The organism is Pseudomonas sp. AE27, assembly GCF_037113495.1.
GTDB lineage: Bacteria > Pseudomonadota > Gammaproteobacteria > Pseudomonadales > Pseudomonadaceae > Aquipseudomonas > Aquipseudomonas palmensis.
The window spans coordinates 648,216-664,028 of record NZ_CP146966.1 but is presented as its reverse complement, the minus strand read 5'-3'; the positions used below and the strand labels follow the sequence as shown (position 1 = coordinate 664,028).

The following is a 15,813-nucleotide window of genomic DNA, read 5'->3' as shown; positions in this document are numbered from 1 at the left end:
GGCTGGCCGGGGCAGTGAACCAACGCAGGCTTAGCCGGCGACCGGGGTACGCCAGTCGTCCGAGCCGGAGGTACCGGACACTTCGTGGGTCCAGGTGATCTTGCGGTAGGTGAAGTGCACGTCTTCGAGGTGGGTGAAGTGCGCGTTGGCCGGGTCCTGGCAGTTGTGCATGTAGTCCTTGATGTCGACGATGATCGCGTCTTCGAGCTTGGTGGTGAAATAGTGCTCCTGGGTGCCGGCCGCCGAGGTGCGGTACCAGTGGATGACGATTTCGGTCAGGCGCTCGCCGGAGGTCAGCGCGGCCAGCAGCAGGGGCGACGCCTTGTCGAAGACCTTGGTGATGACCACCGGCTTGTGCACGCGCTGGCCGGTCGGCTGACCGGACTGCGGGTCGCGTGGGATGATCACTTCGTGGTTGAAGCCCTGGACCATGACCTGGTCTTCGTGGCCTTCCTGGTAGGTGTTGCCGACCGAATCGGCGGTGAAGGCACCGGCGGTGATCAGGCCTTGTTTGGTGCCGGTGACGGACATGTAGGCAGGTGTTGCCATGGGGGTTTGCTCCTTGCAAAAAATGAAGCCGAACAGGCGAAAAATGCCGTGCGACTGCAAGGAGACAGTTCAAGACCCGTGCCAACTGAAATTTAGTTGTTTTTAATCAGTAGCTTGTGTTTTTGCTGTACGTTTTTTGAGCACTTTTACGCGAGAAAACCCGAAAAAGTGCGCAACTTCTTGCGCAGTACTGTGCAAGAAGTTGCGCAGTTGGCTGCAGGCCAAGTTTATTATGGCCCGCAGCAATGTATGCACAGGGTTATCCACATTTGAGTGCGCAAGAAGTTGCGCAGTTGGGGAAATCGGCCGGGAGCATTTCAAGAGGCAAAACGAGCGTCGACGGACCGATCGATCGTCGCCGACAGGCGCCCACTCACTGACGACTGAATGCGCTCGCCATCGCACCTCATGTGCCATGACCCTGTAAACTGTCGACCAACTTGTCCCCCCTCAAACGAGAGCTGCCCATGGCCAACCACGACCTCACCTTCGTTCCCGATCTCGATGCCGACTCCATCTCCTCCGACGTTGTCGGTTTCGGCGGCGTGCTGGTCTCCACCCAGATCCCGACCCGGGCCGACGGCAGCCTGGAACTGGGCGACATCACCCTGCAGAGCGAATGCACCCTGCAAGCCCTGAAGGTGGCACTGGAGCGCGCCGGCAGCTCGATGGACAGGGTCATGCACCTGACCATCTACCTCACCGACATGGCCGACCGCGCCGCCTTCAATGCGGTGTACCAGCGCTTTTTCGCCAAGCCATGGCCAGTGCGGGCCGCAGTTGGCGTGGCCGCCCTTGCGGTCGAAGGCATGCGCGTGGAAGTGACGGCCATGGCGGCCAAGGGCTGAGACCAGCCGTAGGCGGTCGCCTGGCTCAGGACCGCGGCAGGCAGGCCAGCATCTGACGGATACGCTGCTGGGTATAGCCGGCTCGCGCAGCCCCGGTGCGAGCAGGATATGTTTCACCAACCCCCTGTTTCCAGTACCCTCGACGCAACTGCGGATATACATCTGATTCCATGCGAAAACTTCTGCTCGGCGCCCTGGCGCTTGTTCTGACTGCCATGCTCCTGGGCTATGGCCTGTGGACCGAACAACGCCCGGCCGGCCATTACCTGTCCGACCTGCGCGTTGAAGTGGCGCTGAACCAGGGCGTGCCCGCCGACAAGGGCAATCTGCTGGGCATCGAGCCACTGCTGTATCCGGGCGACTACCAGAACCTGGCCCTGCTGCACCGCAAGCTCGCCGCCTACCTTGAACACGCTCGCACCCAGGGCCTGGTCGGCCCGCGCACGATCGTGGTGCTGCCCGAGCATATCGGCACCTGGCTGTGGGCCCGCGGCGAAAAGAAAGAGCTGTACCAGGTCACCCGCCTGCAGGAAGCTTGGCAATGGCTGGAGCTGAGCAACCCGCTGCGCTACGGGCTGGCGATGTTCAACGCCGAGGGCGACGACCGCCGCGCCGATGCGCACCTGCGCATGAAGGCCACGCAGATGGCAGCCGACTACCAGCAACTGTTCGGCGGCCTGGCCAGGGAGTTCGGCGTGACCCTGGTGGCCGGTTCCATCGTGCTGCCCACCCCGTATGCAGAGCAAGGCATCCTTCACAGTGGCAGCGGCGCGCTGTACAACAACGGCGTGGTATTCGCCAGCGACGGCAAGGTGATCGGCCAGCCGCAACGCCAGCAATACCCCGACAGTGAAGTGCGCCGCTTCATCCGCAGCGGCGATGCCTATCCGCTGCAAGTATTCGATACACCCGCAGGCCGCCTCGGCGTATTGGTGGGCAGCGACAGCTGGTACCCGGCCAACTACCAGCAACTGGCCGCGCAGTCGGCGCAACTGATCGCGGTACCCGCCTTCATCAGCGGCCGAGACAGCTGGACCACCCCCTGGCGCGGCAACCGCCACCAGCCGATGGCCGTGAGCCTGCCGCTCAAGGCCGGCCAGGTCGAGGAAGGCCAGGCCTGGCAGCGCCTGATCGGCCACGGCCAAAGCGCCGATACCGCCCTGCTGAGCGTGTTCCTGCGCGGCCAGTTCTGGGAAATTGCCGGCGACGGCCTGGGCTTCACCAGCCGCGACGGGCACTACGTCAGCGCCAGCAGTCATCCCGGCGCGCGCCTGCTCAACCTCTGGCTGTAACCGATGAACCGACCACGGGTACGCCTGGGGGATCTGTCGGTGGGGTTCATCCAGAGCCTTGCGCAGGCGCTGCAGCAACTGGGGCATGATCCGGCCCCCCTTCTGCAACGCTACGGGCTTGTGCCTGCACGGCTGGCCGAAGCCGGTGCGCGCCTGTCGATTCCGCGCTACATGCACCTGGGGCATGCCGCCATTGCACTCAGCAACGAACCGGCGCTGGGCTTGCACATGGGCCGCCTGAGCCGCCTGAACCAGGCCGGCCTGGCCGGTGTAGCCGCCGCCCAGGCCCCCACCCTGGGCGAGGCCGCGCGTACGCTGGTGCGTTTCGAGCCGCTGTACGCCGCCAACTACCGTGGCCAGTCCAGCCTCCATGAGGACAATCAGGGCGCCTGGCTGCGCTTCTATTCGATCAGCCCGTACAACGACTACAACCGCTTCGTGGTCGACTCGGTACTGGCCGGCTGGCTGGCACAACTGTCGGGGCTGGTGGGGGTGGCAGTGCAGGCGGAGCGCATGGAGATCGAGTTTTGCGCGCCCGCCTATGCCGACCGTTACCAGGCCCTGTGCAGCAGCCCGGTGCAGTTCGGGGCCACACATAATCAGTTGCGCCTGGACCGCGCCAGCCTGGCGCTGCGCAACCCGGCCCATTGCCCCAGCACCTGGCAGCACCTGTTGCAGCTATGCGAGCAGGAACTGGCGGAGCGCACGCGCATGCGCAGCCTGGCTGAGCGTATCGCCCACCTGCTGGGGCCGTTGCTCAACGGCGGACGTGAACCGGACCTGGGTGAAGTGGCGGCGCAGCTGCAACTGCCCACTTGGACCCTGCGGCGCAAGCTGGCCGAGGAAGGCACGCAGTTTCGGGCGATTCTGAACGACACGCGCCGCGATCTGGCTGTGACCTACATCCGCGACACGGAGCTGGCCTTTGGCGAAATAGCCTACCTGCTGGGGTTTGCGTCGGCAGAGGCCTTCCAGCGCGCATTCAAGCGCTGGAACGGCGTGACGCCGGGGGACTTTCGCCGCAGCCAGCGGCGGGGCGCATGAGCCCGATCAGAGCTCGGTAGCGTCTTCGGCCGGCTCTGGCGGGTCGAGTTCGAGTGCGCGGTATTCCAGCAGTTCTTCTTGATAGTCGTCCATTGCCTGCTCCTTGGTTTTCTCGATCATGTCATTGAGTCGTGCTTCACCCTAAAGTGCCCAGGTGAAGAAAAAATGACCGTGACGTGACAGGCTGGCGCAAGGTGGCTCGCCCTTCGCTGGCAAGCCAGCGAAAAGCACAAGCGCTCAGCCCATTGAGATAAACGTAGCAGGCAATCGATGATTTATCCGATGCGTCACAGCGGCGCAGGTGCGTCGGGCGTCGGGGCCGCTGGAGGCTGCGCCGGTGCGGCGGCAGGCTCGGTGGGCGGTGCAGTCTGTTCGACCGTGATCGGCGCCGCATCCTGGGGCGGCGCCACAGGCTGCGAGCTCTTGCTGTCGTCGACCAGCGGTGCAGCCGGCGCTTGCGCTGCCGGTACCGCCACCACCGGCGCTGCAACCTCGGCAGGTGCCGCAGGGGCCGGAGCCTGCACCGGCGCGGCCTCGACGGCCGGAGCGCTTGGCGCAGCAGGTGCAGGCTCGGGCACTCCCAGGTCGAGAGCCGGCTTGGCGGGTTCGGCCTTGGGCTCGACCTTCGCCTTCTTGCTCGGCTTGGGCAGGAAACTCTCGACCAACGCAAAGTAGCGCTCGTAGAACTTGGGCGAGGTCACCGTTTCGCTGGCCACTTTGACCATGGAGTCGTCCGACGAGCCGATCGGCATCGACACCGACCCCAGCACACCCACCCCGAGGCTGGCCGAAGTGTTGGATTTTTTCAGCGCATAACGGTCCTGCAGGGCATTGGCGAACATGGTCGAGCGCTGACCGGAACCGGTGTCGTTGGCACAGACCACATTGAAGCTGATCTGCAGGTGCGAGTCGCCCGTCTGCTGGAAGCTCTTGTTGCCATTGACCTGGCCCGGTTCGCTGGTGGTGATGATGTAGCCCTGGCTGAGCAGCGCGCGCCGGGCAGCCTCGCAGGTACCTGCTTCGCTGACCGGAAAGCTGCGCGAGAAGGTGCCCGAGTCGTCGAAGTTCTCGTGTTCGTAGATGGCGGCTTTCTTCGAGGAACAGCCGGCAACGCCCGCCAGCACAAGGGCCAGCCCGAGCGCAGTGAAGACGGTTGACTTTGACATTGAAAATCCTGCGAAAAACGGTCGGCGCCTATTGTGCATCACATCCGCAGATGACTGAAACCGCAACCGGGCGATCCGGCACTAAATTTCACCTGCACAGCGGCTGGCCTGCGCTACACAGCCGTCCTGAACCATTGGTCGCGATTTTTTTCGCTCACTATTTAACCAGCTTTCCCACGTCAAACCGGGAAATGTCTGACTCCCCGCTACACCTTGAGCCCATCGATACTGGCCTGGCATGCGACAGAAAATGGCAATACGCCACTACGTCAGCCACTGACCATCGACCCAGGAGCATTCAAGGTGAAAAACATATCGGTGAAAGTGAAGCTGGCCCTCGGTTTCGCGAGTATCGTGCTGCTGATGGCGCTCCTCGCCGTGATCGGCATTCGCAGCCTCAACACCCTGACCACCCGTGCCGATCGGCTGGTGTCGGTCAATCACGTGCTCGACCACACCAATGACATTCGCGCCGCGCGCCTGTCGTATGAACACCACGGCGATGAAAACCTTGCGGCGCAGTTGAATACCTCGTACAGCACCCTGGTGGCGCTGATCGAGGAGAACCTCCAGCGCCTGGACGACGCAGTGTCCAGGCAGCAGTTGCAACACGTGCTGGAAAACATGCAGGGCTATATGCAGCAGTTTCGCCAGCTGCAAACCGCCCAGCAGGACATAGGCCGCATCCAGGCCGATTCCGAGCGTCTGGGCAGCAGCCTGCAGACCGATGTACGGACACTGACACAGGCGCTGTACCAGGACGACGCCGGCAACGTCCGTCGCGACCTTGCCACCCTCAACGACGCCCTGAGCGACCTGCGCCAGAACAGCCTAGCCATGATGCGCGAGGGCAGCACCAAACGCCTGGACACGGTGCGTGAGGCCCACACGCACGCCAATGACAGCGTGAAGCGCCTGGGCAGCCGTCACCCGCAACTGGGTAGATTGCCCTCCGACCTGGACCAGTACCTGCAACTGGCCGAGCGCTTTGCCCGCGATGTCGAGCAGCAGGCCCGCAGCCGTACGGTGCTGGTGAGCAATATCGAAACCAGCCTGGAAGCGATCAATACGCTGATCGCACACCAGAATCAGCTCAGCGTCGACGAGTCCAGCCACAGCCGTGCGCTGATGCTCGGGCTGCTGGTTGGCGCCATGCTGCTGGGCGGTGCGATCGGCTGGGTGATCATCCGCCAGATCACCCAGCCGCTGCAGCAGGCCGTAGTGATCGCGCGTCGTATCGGTGCCGGCGACCTGAGGGATAACAGCAGCGAGCTGCGCCGTGACGAGTTTGGCCAGTTGCTCCTAGCCCTCTCCCAAAGCGGCGACAACCTGCGCGGTGTGCTGGGCCAGGTGGGCACCGTTACCGCTCAGTTGTCAGCTGCGGCCGAGCAGCTCTCGGCCATCACCGAACAGACCCGTGCCGGCGTCGACAGCCAGAAACTGGAGACCGACCAGGTCGCCACGGCCATGAGCGAAATGGTAGCCACGGTGCAGGAAGTGGCGCGCAATGCCGAGCAGGCCAGTAACGCCACCTGCCAGGCCAACAGCCAGGCCAGCCAGGGCAATCTGGTGGTACAGCGCGCACTGACCCAGATCGACCAGTTGGCCGACGACATCGGCACCTCCGCCGACGCCGTCGGCAGGTTGTCCGAAGAGAGCGAACGCATCGGCAGTGTGATGACGGTGATCAATGCCATCGCCGAGCAGACCAACCTGCTGGCGCTCAACGCCGCCATCGAGGCGGCACGTGCCGGCGAGGCCGGGCGTGGCTTCGCCGTGGTGGCCGATGAGGTGCGCGGGCTGGCCCGACGCACCCAGCAGTCCACCGCAGAGATCGAGACATTGATCGGGTCATTGCAGCAGGGTGCGCAGAGGGCTGCAGAACGCATGCACACCAGCCAGGGCATGGTCGGTACGACAGTCGGGCTGGCCAATGAGGCAGGCGTGGAGCTGCAGGCCATCACACACACGGTCACGCACATCCAGGCCATGAACGTGCAGATCGCGACCGCCGCCGAACAGCAGAGCGCGGTAGCCGAAGAGATCGGTCGCAGCGTGATCAATGTGCGTGATGTGGCCGAACAGACGTCCACCGCCTCGGCGCACACTGCCACCTCGGCGGCAGAGCTGGCGCGCCTGGGCACTGAGCTGCAAGGGCTGCTTTCGCGCTTCAAGGTCTGAGGGGCATATTCTTTCGCCAGCAAGGCCGGCAACTGCAGGCAGTGCCTCGCCAGCAGGTGCCAGCCTTGGCGGCCAGGCTTTTCTGCAGGCACAAAAAAAGCGACCCTAAGGTCGCTTTTTTTGTTGCTTCGAGGAGTTCAAGGGCCTCGAGGCGGATATGGCGCAGCGGACGGGACTCGAACCCGCGACCCCCGGCGTGACAGGCCGGTATTCTAACCGACTGAACTACCGCTGCGTATCGCACAGGCTTTCACCTGCTTGAAACTGGGATCTGGCCTGAAGCCTTGGCTTCGGACCTCAAACCGGTTGTTGAACCGATCTGGAGAAAAGTGGCGCAGCGGACGGGACTCGAACCCGCGACCCCCGGCGTGACAGGCCGGTATTCTAACCGACTGAACTACCGCTGCGCATAGTGGACTTGCGTCCTGTTCCTCTCTGGTAACACCGTCTTTCGAAAGTGTCGGGCCAGGAACATCTCAGGAAGTGGTGGGTGATGACGGGATCGAACCGCCGACCCTCTGCTTGTAAGGCAGATGCTCTCCCGGCTGAGCTAATCACCCGTGTGCTTCGCTGAGGTGGTGAAATTTACGCAGGTATCGAACCTAAGTCAATACCAGTGTTGAAGTTTTTTTCACTTTCGTAAAAAAACAGCTGCAGGCTTCAAGCAACAAGCTGCAAGTAAAAGCAGAATCAAAAGCCGATTGCACAGGTTCTTGCAGCGTGCCGCGTGAAGCCTGCCGCTTACGTGTAAATCATCTTCTTGGTCATGCCACCGTCCACCACGAACTCCTGGCCGGTGACAAAACCCGCGTTGCGCGACAACAGCCATGCCACCATCGCCGCCACATCTTCCACGGTTCCTACCCTGCCCGCCGGGTGCTGCGCATGGTCGGCCTCGCTCAAGGGCTCGGCACGGCGCAGCGAAGGGTCCCGCGCATCGATCCAGCCAGGGCTGACAGCATTGACGCGGATCTCCGGGCCCAGGCTCATGGCCAGTGCGTGGGTCAGGGCCAGCAGCCCGCCCTTGCTCGCAGCATAGGCCTCGGTATCGGGTTCGGACTGTGCCGCACGGGTGGACACCAGGTTGACGATGGCGCCGCAATGCGCGCGCAGGTAAGGTGCACAGTGCTTGGCCAGCAGCATCGGGCCACCCAGGTTGACCGCCAGCACGCGGTTCCAGTGGTTCAGGCTGAGGCTTTCGAGGGTGGTATTGTGCGGGTCGGCAATCGCCGCGTTGCACACCAGCGCATCCAGGCGCCCGAACTGCCCCAGCACCTCGGCCACGCCCACCGTCACCTGGGCCTCGTCGGCCACGTCCATGCCGACGAACCAGGCGTTGTCACCGAGCACCTTGGCCACCTTCGCGCCACGGGCCCGATCCAGGTCGGTGAGCACCACTTGCCAGCCCTCGCTGATCAGCCAGGCCGCGATGCCCAGGCCGATCCCGCGTGCAGCGCCGGTTACCAGCGCCACACGCCCGTTGTGGCTGCTCTCGCTCACCGACCAGTCGATCACAGCGCCGCCAGACCGCGCGCCAGGTCGGCCTGCAGGTCGCCCACGTCTTCCAGGCCCACGGCAACCCTGATCAGGCTGTCGCGAATCCCGGCGGCCTCACGCTCCTGCGGCGCCAGACGGCCGTGGGAGGTGGTGGCCGGGTGGGTGATGGTGGTCTTGCTGTCACCCAGGTTGGCGGTGATCGAGATCAGCCGCGTGGCGTCGATGAAGCGCCATGCGCCCTCCTTGCCACCCTTGACCTCGAAGCTCACCACCGCACCGAAGCCGCGCATCTGGCGCTTGGCCAGCTCGTGCTGCGGGTGGCTAGGCAGGCCGGCGTAATGCACCTTCTCGACACCGTCCTGCTGCTCCAGCCACTCGGCCAGGGCCTGGGCATTGGCGCAATGGGCGCGCATGCGCAGGTTCAGCGTTTCCAGGCCCTTGAGGAACACCCAGGCGTTGAACGGGCTCAGCGTCGGCCCCGCAGTACGCAGAAAGCCCACCACTTCCTTCATGTGCTCGTTGCGTCCGGCGACCACGCCGCCCATGCAGCGGCCCTGGCCGTCGATGAACTTGGTCGCCGAATGCATGACGATGTCCGCGCCCAGCTTCAATGGCTGTTGCAGGGCCGGAGTGCTGAAGCAATTGTCCACCACCAGCAGCGCGCCCCGGGCATGGGCGATCTCGGCCAGCGCGCCGATGTCCACCAGCTCGGCCAGCGGATTGGACGGCGACTCGACGAACAGCAGCCTGGTGTTGGGCTTGATCGCCTGTTCCCAGCCAGCCAGGTTGGCCAGCGGCACGTAGTCGACCTGCACGCCGAAGCGCTTGAAGTACTTCTCGAACAGGCTGATGGTCGAACCGAACACGCTCTGCGAGACCAGCACATGGTCGCCAGCGCTGCACAAGGCCATCACCAGCGACAGGATCGCGGACATGCCTGTGGAGGTGGCGACCGCCTGCTCGGCGCCTTCCAGGGCGGCGATGCGCTCCTCGAAGGCCCTTACGGTCGGGTTGGTGTAGCGCGAATAGACGTTGCCTGGAACCTCGCCGGCGAACCGCGCAGCGGCATCGGCCGCCGTACGGAACACGTAGCTGGAGGTGAAGAACAGCGGGTCGCTGTGCTCACCTTCCGGCGTGCGATGCTGGCCGGCGCGTACCGCCAGCGTATCGAAAGCGACCCCGTCGAGGTCGCTGTCCAGGCGCCCGGCATCCCATTGCTGTGTCATGCCGTTGCTCCCCTTGTCAGTTGTTGTAAAGGTCGATGATCGCGCTGACCGCCTGGTTCTTGACCTTGGAGGCGTCGTTGCGCGCCTGCTCGATCTTGTCCAGGTAGGCGGCGTCGATGTCGCCAGTCACGTACTGGCCATCGAACACCGCGCAATCGAAATGCTCGATCTTGATCTTGCCACCACCTACAGCCTCGATCAGGTCCGGCAGGTCCTGGTAGACCAGCCAGTCGGCGCCGATCAGTTCGGCCACGTCCTGGGTGCTGCGGTTGTGCGCGATCAGTTCATGAGCGCTCGGCATGTCGATGCCGTAGACGTTGGGGAAACGCACCGCTGGCGCGGCGGAGCAGAAGTAGACGTTCTTCGCGCCGGCTTCGCGGGCCATCTGGATGATCTGCTTGCAGGTGGTGCCGCGCACGATCGAGTCGTCGACCAGCATCACGTTCTTGCCGCGGAACTCCAGCTCGATGGCATTGAGCTTCTGGCGTACCGACTTCTTGCGCGCGGCCTGGCCGGGCATGATGAAGGTACGGCCGATGTAGCGGTTCTTGACGAAGCCTTCACGGAACTTCACGCCCAGGTGGTTGGCCAGTTCCAGCGCCGCGGTACGGCTGGTGTCGGGAATCGGGATGACCACGTCGATGTCGTGCTCGGGACGCTCGCGCAGGATCTTCTCGGCAAGCTTCTCGCCCATGCGCAGGCGCGCCTTGTACACCGACACACCGTCGATGATCGAATCCGGGCGGGCCAGGTAAACGTGCTCGAAGATGCAGGGGGAAAGCTTGGGCGCGATGGCGCACTGGCGGGTGTGCAGCTTGCCTTCTTCGGTGATGTACACCGCTTCGCCCGGCGCCAGGTCGCGGATCAGGGTGAAGCCGAGCACGTCCAGCGAGACGCTTTCGGAGGCGATCATGTATTCGACGCCTTCGTCGGTGTGACGCTGGCCGAACACGATCGGGCGGATGCCGTTCGGATCGCGGAAGCCGACGATGCCGTAGCCGGTGATCATCGCCACCACCGCGTAGCCACCCACGCAACGGTTGTGCACGTCGGTCACGGCGGCGAACACGTCTTCCTCGGTCGGTTGCAGCTTGCCGCGCACCGCCAGCTCATGGGCGAATACGTTGAGCAGCACTTCGGAGTCGGAGTTGGTGTTGACGTGGCGCAGGTCGGACTCGTAGATCTCCTTGGCCAGTTGCTCCACATTGGTCAGGTTGCCGTTGTGCGCCAGGGTGATGCCATACGGCGAGTTGACGTAGAACGGCTGGGCCTCGGCCGAGGTCGAGCTGCCCGCGGTCGGGTAGCGCACATGACCGATGCCCATGTGGCCCACCAGACGCTGCATGTGACGCTGCTGGAACACGTCACGTACCAGGCCGTTGTCCTTGCGCAGGAATAGTCGGCCATCATGGCTTGTAACGATACCGGCAGCATCCTGGCCGCGGTGCTGGAGCACGGTTAGCGCGTCATACAGCGCCTGATTGACGTTCGACTTACCGACGATACCGACGATGCCACACATGCGACGCAACCCCTACATTATGAAACTTGACGGATCAGCACTCAGGGCGCTTTGGGCCCAAGCAACTGTTCTTGAAACGGGAGATCAGCCGGTGCGCTGATTCCGCTGGCTAGCCACTGGCTGGTCAGCCCCAGAATGAGGTTTTTCGACCAGTCAGCCACCAATAGAAATTGTGGCAGCAGGCGAGACTCCTGCCACCACGGGTCCTGTTGTACCGGCCCCAGGCTCAGCAGCCCGACCGCCACCACGACGAGCAGGGCCCCGCGAGCGGCGCCGAACGCCATGCCCAGGAAGCGATCGGTCCCGGACAACCCGGTGACGCGAATCAGCTCGCCGATCAGAAAATTGATCATTGCCCCCACCAGCAAGGTGGCGACGAAAAGAATGGCACATCCGGCTATCACCCGCGCCGACGGCGTCTGGATGTAGCCTTCAAGGTACTGCGAGATACCGCCACCGAACATCCAGGCGACCGCACCGGCGATGATCCAGGTAAGCAGCGACAAGGCTTCCTTGACGAAACCGCGCTTGAGACTGATCAGCGAAGAAACGGCGATGATCGCGAGAATCGCCCAGTCGACCCAGGTAAATGCCACAGTGCTGCCTGCAAACGGATAAGGCGGCGCATTTTACCAGAGCGGTGGGCTATCGGTAAGCGGTGATTTGCCGTCCGGCGGCGGCCGGACGGCGGGGGGGGTCAGCTACGTTCGGGCTGGAAGCGCACCACAAAACCCTTGAGGTTCTGCTGGCGGTTGATCACATCGCGCAGGCGCTCGGCTTCGGCACGCTCGATCAGCGGCCCGACGAACACCCGGTTGGTACCTTCGGCCGAGCGAATATAGGCGTTGTAGCCCTGGCTACGCAGGGTTTTCTGCAGATTCTCGGCATTGGCGCGGTTGGACAGGCTGGCCAGTTGCACCGACCAGCTCACCGGCAGGCCATTGCCATCGACCTTGGCAGGTGCACTGGCAACCGGCTTGGCCGGGGCCGCCGCAGGCTTGCTGACCGGCGCAGGCGTGGCCGGCTTGGCCTCCGTCACCGGCGCGGCGGGCGCTGGGGTGGGTGCAGTCACCACCGGTGCCGGGGCAATGGGCGTGCTCGGTGCGCTGGGTTCCTGGGCGGTGAGCGCCTCATCCTGGATCACCTGCGGCTCGGGCACCTCCACCGGTTCCACCTGCACCTGCGGCAAGGCCGGCACAGCCGGGGCGGCGGGCGCCTCGACATGCACCTGGCGCAGCTCGTCCTCACGGGTGAACAGCATCGGCAGGAAGATCACCGCCAGTGCCACCAGCACCAGCGCGCCCACCATCCGCTGCTTGACGACTTTATCCAGCAACGCCATTTGCCCCGTCCTCCATGGTCTGCCGGCTCAGCCACTGCAGGGCCTCGCCGACACAGAAAAATGATCCGAACAGCAGGATCTGGTCGCCTGCCGTCGCTTGCGCGCACTGCCCGTCAAGGGCGTCGGCGACGCTTGCATACGACTTCACGTCGGCGCCAAGGTTCTGCAACGCGGCCTGCAACTCGCTTGCAGGCCGGCTGCGGGCGGTGTCCAGTGGCGCAACCGCCCAGTGGGCCACTTGCGCATGCAGCGGTTCGATCACCCCGGCCAGGTCCTTGTCGGCCAGCAGGCCGAACACCGCCAAGCGCCTGCCGGGCACCGGGCGCGAAGCCAGGCGCTGAGCGAGGTACTGGGCCGCATGTGGATTATGGCCGACGTCGAGCAGAATGCTCAGGTGCTTGCCCTGCCAGATGAACTGGCGACGGTCGAGACGCCCGACGATACGGGTGTCGCGCAGTGCCTGGGCGATCTGCGCGGCATTCCAGGGCAGGCCGGTCAGCAGGTAGGTCTGCAACGCCAGCGCCGCGTTTTCCATGGGCAGATCGAGCAACGGCAGGTCGTGCAGCTCGACGGCATTGCCGTGCGCATCCACGCCCCGCCACTGCCAGTACTGGTCGGTGCTGGACAGGTCGAAGTTGCGTCCGCGCAGCAGGAACCGGCAGCCTAGTTCGCGTGCCTTGTCCAGCAGCGGCTGCGGCGGGTCGAGGTCGCCACACAGCGCCGGCTTGCCGGCACGGAAAATCCCGGCCTTCTCGAAGGCCACCGACTCACGGGTATCGCCAAGGAAATCGCAATGGTCGACACCGATACTGGTGACCACGGACAGGTCGGCGTCCACCAGGTTGACGGTATCGAGCCGCCCGCCCAGGCCCACTTCAAGCACCACGGCGTCCAGCGCCGACTGCTGGAACAGCCAGAACGCCGCCAGGGTACCGGCCTCGAAGTAGGTCAGGGAGGTCTCGCCACGCGCCGCTTCGACGGCGGCGAATGCCTGGCACAGCTGCGCATCGCTGGCTTGCTGGCCGTCGATCTGCACCCGCTCGTTGTAGCGCAGCAGGTGCGGCGAGCTGTAGACCCCGACCTTCAGGCCCTGGGCCTGCAGCAGGCTGGCCACGAAGGCACAGGTAGAGCCCTTGCCATTGGTGCCGGTAACGGTAATCACCCGAGGCGCGGGCTGGCCCAGCCCGAGGCGCGTTGCGACCTGCCGCGAACGCTCCAGGCCCATGTCGATTGTCGACGGGTGCAACTGCTCGAGGTAGGCGAGCCACTCGCCCAGGGTGCGCTGGGTCATACGTTGGCAGGCACCGGTGGTACCACGATCGGCTCGATCACGGGGGCGACGAACTTCGGCGTCGGCAGGCCCATCATCTGTGCCAGCAGATTGCCCAGGCGCGGGCGCAGTTCGGATCGGGCGATGATCATGTCGATGGCACCGTGCTCCAGCAGGAACTCGCTGCGCTGGAAGCCTTCAGGCAGTTTTTCGCGCACGGTCTGTTCGATAACCCGAGGGCCGGCAAAGCCGATCAGCGCCTTGGGCTCGCCTACGATCACGTCGCCGAGCATTGCCAGGCTGGCCGAAACGCCGCCGTAAACAGGGTCGGTGAGAACCGAGATGAACGGAATGCCTTCTTCGCGCAGGCGCGCCAGCACGGCGGAGGTCTTGGCCATCTGCATCAGCGAGATCAGCGCTTCCTGCATGCGCGCGCCGCCCGAGGCCGAGAAGCAGACCATCGGGCAGCGGTTTTCCAGGGCATAGTTGGCGGCACGCACGAAACGCTCGCCGACGATGGCACCCATCGAACCGCCCATGAAGGAGAACTCGAACGCACTGACCACCACCGGCATGCCCAGCAGGGTACCGCTCATGGAAACCAGGGCGTCCTTTTCGCCGGTCTGCTTCTGCGCAGCAACCAGGCGGTCCTTGTACTTCTTGCCGTCGCGGAACTTCAGGCGGTCGACCGGCTCCAGGTCGGCACCCAGCTCATTGCGGCCTTCGGCGTCGAGGAAGATGTCGATGCGTGCACGTGCGCCGATGCGCATGTGGTGATTGCACTTGGGGCACACATCCAGGGTCTTTTCCAGCTCCGGACGATACAGCACGGCCTCGCAGGACGGGCATTTGTGCCACAGCCCTTCGGGTACCGAGCTCTTCTTCACCTCGGAACGCATGATCGAAGGGATCAGTTTGTCTACCAACCAGTTGCTCATGCTTTCTTTCTCCAGTAGCGGCGACCGGCAGGCAAAAGTTGCCGGGTCACGCGTATGCCCTTGAGCTCAATTCGTGTATGACGCGATGATGAACCGTGGCCGGCGGTGCGCGTTCAGCGCGGTACCACCCTGCCCCAGCTTCATCGTCAACCTGTAAAGGCGACGCCGGTGGCGCCACCCGGTAATTTCGATCGACCCGTGGGCGCGATCCGGCAGCAACGGGCTGCGAAAGCTATGGACGATGGCGCACCGCCAGCCGTCACATCGAGCATTCGCCCGCCCCTCACGCCTGGCGCACCGCGCGCATGAACGCCTCGATGCGGGCCGGATCCTTGATGCCCTTGGCCTGCTCCACCCCACCACTGACGTCCACTGCATAAGGACGCACCTGGGCGATGGCCGCCCCGACATTGTCGGCCGAGAGGCCGCCAGCCAGGATGATCGGCTTGCTCAGGTGCTCGGGTATCAGGGACCAGTCGAACGCCTCGCCGGTTCCGCCCGGAATGCCGGCCACGAAAGTGTCGAGGAGGATGCCGCTGGCCTTGGCGTACTGCTGGCAGCCGGCCTCCAGGTCATCCCCGGGGCGAACCCGCAGGGCCTTGATCCAGGGACGGTGGTAGCCGTCGCAGTCGGCCGGGGTTTCGTCGCCATGAAACTGCAGCAGGTCCAGCGGCACGGCGTCGAGGATCTCGTTGAGCTCACAGCGGCTGGCGTTGACGAACAGGCCCACGGTGGTGACGAAGGGCGGCAGTGCAGCGATGATCGCCCGCGCCTGCTGCACGTTCACCGCCCGCGGACTTCTGGCGTAGAACACCAGCCCGATGGCGTCGGCGCCCGCCTCGGCCGCGGCCAGCGCATCCTCGATGCGGGTAATCCCGCAGATCTTGCTGCGAACGGCGGACATGGCCTGTGAACCTCAGCTGAACCGGAAAGCTCCG

Annotated in this window: 14 protein-coding genes and 3 tRNA genes; 4 read left to right on the top strand and 13 right to left on the bottom strand. The window is 64.3% G+C overall.

The genetic code is table 11. The features are described from left to right. Positions 1–30: 30 nt before the first annotated feature. Complete coding sequence (locus V9K84_RS03165; RefSeq protein WP_043859617.1) at positions 31–549, bottom strand: Hcp family type VI secretion system effector; 519 nt, start codon at positions 547–549, stop codon at positions 31–33. 467 nt (positions 550–1,016) lie between these two features. Between V9K84_RS03165 and V9K84_RS03160 the strand changes: the two genes are divergently transcribed. The 3 genes from V9K84_RS03160 (at position 1,017) to V9K84_RS03150 (ending at position 3,733) form a co-directional block, all read left to right on the top strand. Next, the gene (locus V9K84_RS03160; protein ID WP_043862834.1) at positions 1,017–1,397 is read left to right on the top strand and encodes a RidA family protein; all 381 of its coding nucleotides are present in this window, start codon (positions 1,017–1,019) and stop codon (positions 1,395–1,397) included. Positions 1,398–1,567: 170 nt separating this feature from the next. Continuing rightward, the gene (locus tag V9K84_RS03155; RefSeq protein WP_088514335.1) at positions 1,568–2,689 is read left to right on the top strand and encodes a carbon-nitrogen hydrolase family protein; all 1,122 of its coding nucleotides are present in this window, start codon (positions 1,568–1,570) and stop codon (positions 2,687–2,689) included. Positions 2,690–2,692: 3 nt separating this feature from the next. Beyond that, positions 2,693–3,733, top strand: coding sequence for an AraC family transcriptional regulator (locus V9K84_RS03150; RefSeq protein WP_043862838.1), 1,041 nt, complete (start codon positions 2,693–2,695; stop codon positions 3,731–3,733). A 287-nt stretch (positions 3,734–4,020) separates the two neighbouring features. Here V9K84_RS03150 and V9K84_RS03145 read toward each other — a convergent pair whose 3' ends face one another. Continuing rightward, positions 4,021–4,899, bottom strand: coding sequence for a DUF2242 domain-containing protein (locus V9K84_RS03145; RefSeq protein ID WP_088514334.1), 879 nt, complete (start codon positions 4,897–4,899; stop codon positions 4,021–4,023). Positions 4,900–5,202: 303 nt separating this feature from the next. Between V9K84_RS03145 and V9K84_RS03140 the strand changes: the two genes are divergently transcribed. After that, the gene (locus V9K84_RS03140) at positions 5,203–7,080 is read left to right on the top strand and encodes a methyl-accepting chemotaxis protein (RefSeq protein WP_088514333.1); all 1,878 of its coding nucleotides are present in this window, start codon (positions 5,203–5,205) and stop codon (positions 7,078–7,080) included. Positions 7,081–7,238: 158 nt separating this feature from the next. Here the strand turns inward: V9K84_RS03140 and V9K84_RS03135 are convergent. The 11 genes from V9K84_RS03135 to V9K84_RS03085 all read right to left on the bottom strand — a co-directional run bounded on the left by V9K84_RS03135 (position 7,239) and on the right by V9K84_RS03085 (position 15,779). Beyond that, positions 7,239–7,315 (bottom strand) — tRNA-Asp (locus V9K84_RS03135). 95 nt (positions 7,316–7,410) lie between these two features. Next, positions 7,411–7,487 (bottom strand) — tRNA-Asp (locus V9K84_RS03130). A 77-nt stretch (positions 7,488–7,564) separates the two neighbouring features. Beyond that, positions 7,565–7,640: transfer RNA gene (locus V9K84_RS03125), tRNA-Val, on the bottom strand. A gap of 181 nt (positions 7,641–7,821) precedes the next feature. Continuing rightward, positions 7,822–8,580, bottom strand: a complete 759-nt coding sequence (locus V9K84_RS03120; protein ID WP_167400232.1) for an SDR family oxidoreductase — start codon at positions 8,578–8,580, stop codon at positions 7,822–7,824. Positions 8,581–8,591: 11 nt separating this feature from the next. Beyond that, positions 8,592–9,803, bottom strand: a complete 1,212-nt coding sequence (locus V9K84_RS03115) for an O-succinylhomoserine sulfhydrylase (RefSeq protein WP_043862841.1) — start codon at positions 9,801–9,803, stop codon at positions 8,592–8,594. Between the two features lie 16 nt (positions 9,804–9,819). Beyond that, entirely contained in the window at positions 9,820–11,325 is a 1,506-nt protein-coding gene (gene purF, locus V9K84_RS03110; protein WP_043862842.1) for an amidophosphoribosyltransferase, read from the bottom strand. A 41-nt stretch (positions 11,326–11,366) separates the two neighbouring features. After that, positions 11,367–11,921 (bottom strand): CvpA family protein, encoded by a 555-nt coding sequence (locus V9K84_RS03105; protein WP_043862843.1) that lies wholly within the window; start codon positions 11,919–11,921, stop codon positions 11,367–11,369. Positions 11,922–12,022: 101 nt separating this feature from the next. Further along, the gene (locus tag V9K84_RS03100) at positions 12,023–12,667 is read right to left on the bottom strand and encodes an SPOR domain-containing protein (RefSeq protein WP_043862844.1); all 645 of its coding nucleotides are present in this window, start codon (positions 12,665–12,667) and stop codon (positions 12,023–12,025) included. After that, positions 12,651–13,958 carry a bifunctional tetrahydrofolate synthase/dihydrofolate synthase gene (folC, locus tag V9K84_RS03095; RefSeq protein WP_088514332.1) on the bottom strand — a complete coding sequence of 436 codons (1,308 nt, stop codon included), beginning with the start codon at positions 13,956–13,958 and terminating at the stop codon, positions 12,651–12,653. Before folC ends, V9K84_RS03100 begins: the two co-directional genes overlap by 17 nt. Further along, positions 13,955–14,875, bottom strand: coding sequence for an acetyl-CoA carboxylase, carboxyltransferase subunit beta (gene accD / locus V9K84_RS03090; RefSeq protein WP_043862846.1), 921 nt, complete (start codon positions 14,873–14,875; stop codon positions 13,955–13,957). Before accD ends, folC begins: the two co-directional genes overlap by 4 nt. Positions 14,876–15,158: 283 nt before the next feature. After that, positions 15,159–15,779, bottom strand: coding sequence for a phosphoribosylanthranilate isomerase (locus V9K84_RS03085; protein ID WP_088514331.1), 621 nt, complete (start codon positions 15,777–15,779; stop codon positions 15,159–15,161). Between the last annotated feature and the right edge of the window lie 34 nt (positions 15,780–15,813).

Excerpts from the sequence above, each read along its gene's own strand:
- folC (WP_088514332.1), bottom strand. The coding sequence starts at position 13,958 with ATGACCCAGCGCACCCTGGGCGAGTGGCTCGCCTACCTCGAGCAGTTG.
- accD (WP_043862846.1), bottom strand. The coding sequence starts at position 14,875 with ATGAGCAACTGGTTGGTAGACAAACTGATCCCTTCGATCATGCGTTCC.
- V9K84_RS03115 (WP_043862841.1), bottom strand. The coding sequence starts at position 9,803 with ATGACACAGCAATGGGATGCCGGGCGCCTGGACAGCGACCTCGACGGG.
- purF (WP_043862842.1), bottom strand. The coding sequence starts at position 11,325 with ATGTGTGGCATCGTCGGTATCGTCGGTAAGTCGAACGTCAATCAGGCG.
- V9K84_RS03100 (WP_043862844.1), bottom strand. The coding sequence starts at position 12,667 with ATGGCGTTGCTGGATAAAGTCGTCAAGCAGCGGATGGTGGGCGCGCTG.
- V9K84_RS03085 (WP_088514331.1), bottom strand. The coding sequence starts at position 15,779 with ATGTCCGCCGTTCGCAGCAAGATCTGCGGGATTACCCGCATCGAGGAT.
- V9K84_RS03165 (WP_043859617.1), bottom strand. The coding sequence starts at position 549 with ATGGCAACACCTGCCTACATGTCCGTCACCGGCACCAAACAAGGCCTG.
- V9K84_RS03150 (WP_043862838.1), top strand. The coding sequence starts at position 2,693 with ATGAACCGACCACGGGTACGCCTGGGGGATCTGTCGGTGGGGTTCATC.
- V9K84_RS03160 (WP_043862834.1), top strand. The coding sequence starts at position 1,017 with ATGGCCAACCACGACCTCACCTTCGTTCCCGATCTCGATGCCGACTCC.
- V9K84_RS03155 (WP_088514335.1), top strand. The coding sequence starts at position 1,568 with ATGCGAAAACTTCTGCTCGGCGCCCTGGCGCTTGTTCTGACTGCCATG.
- V9K84_RS03145 (WP_088514334.1), bottom strand. The coding sequence starts at position 4,899 with ATGTCAAAGTCAACCGTCTTCACTGCGCTCGGGCTGGCCCTTGTGCTG.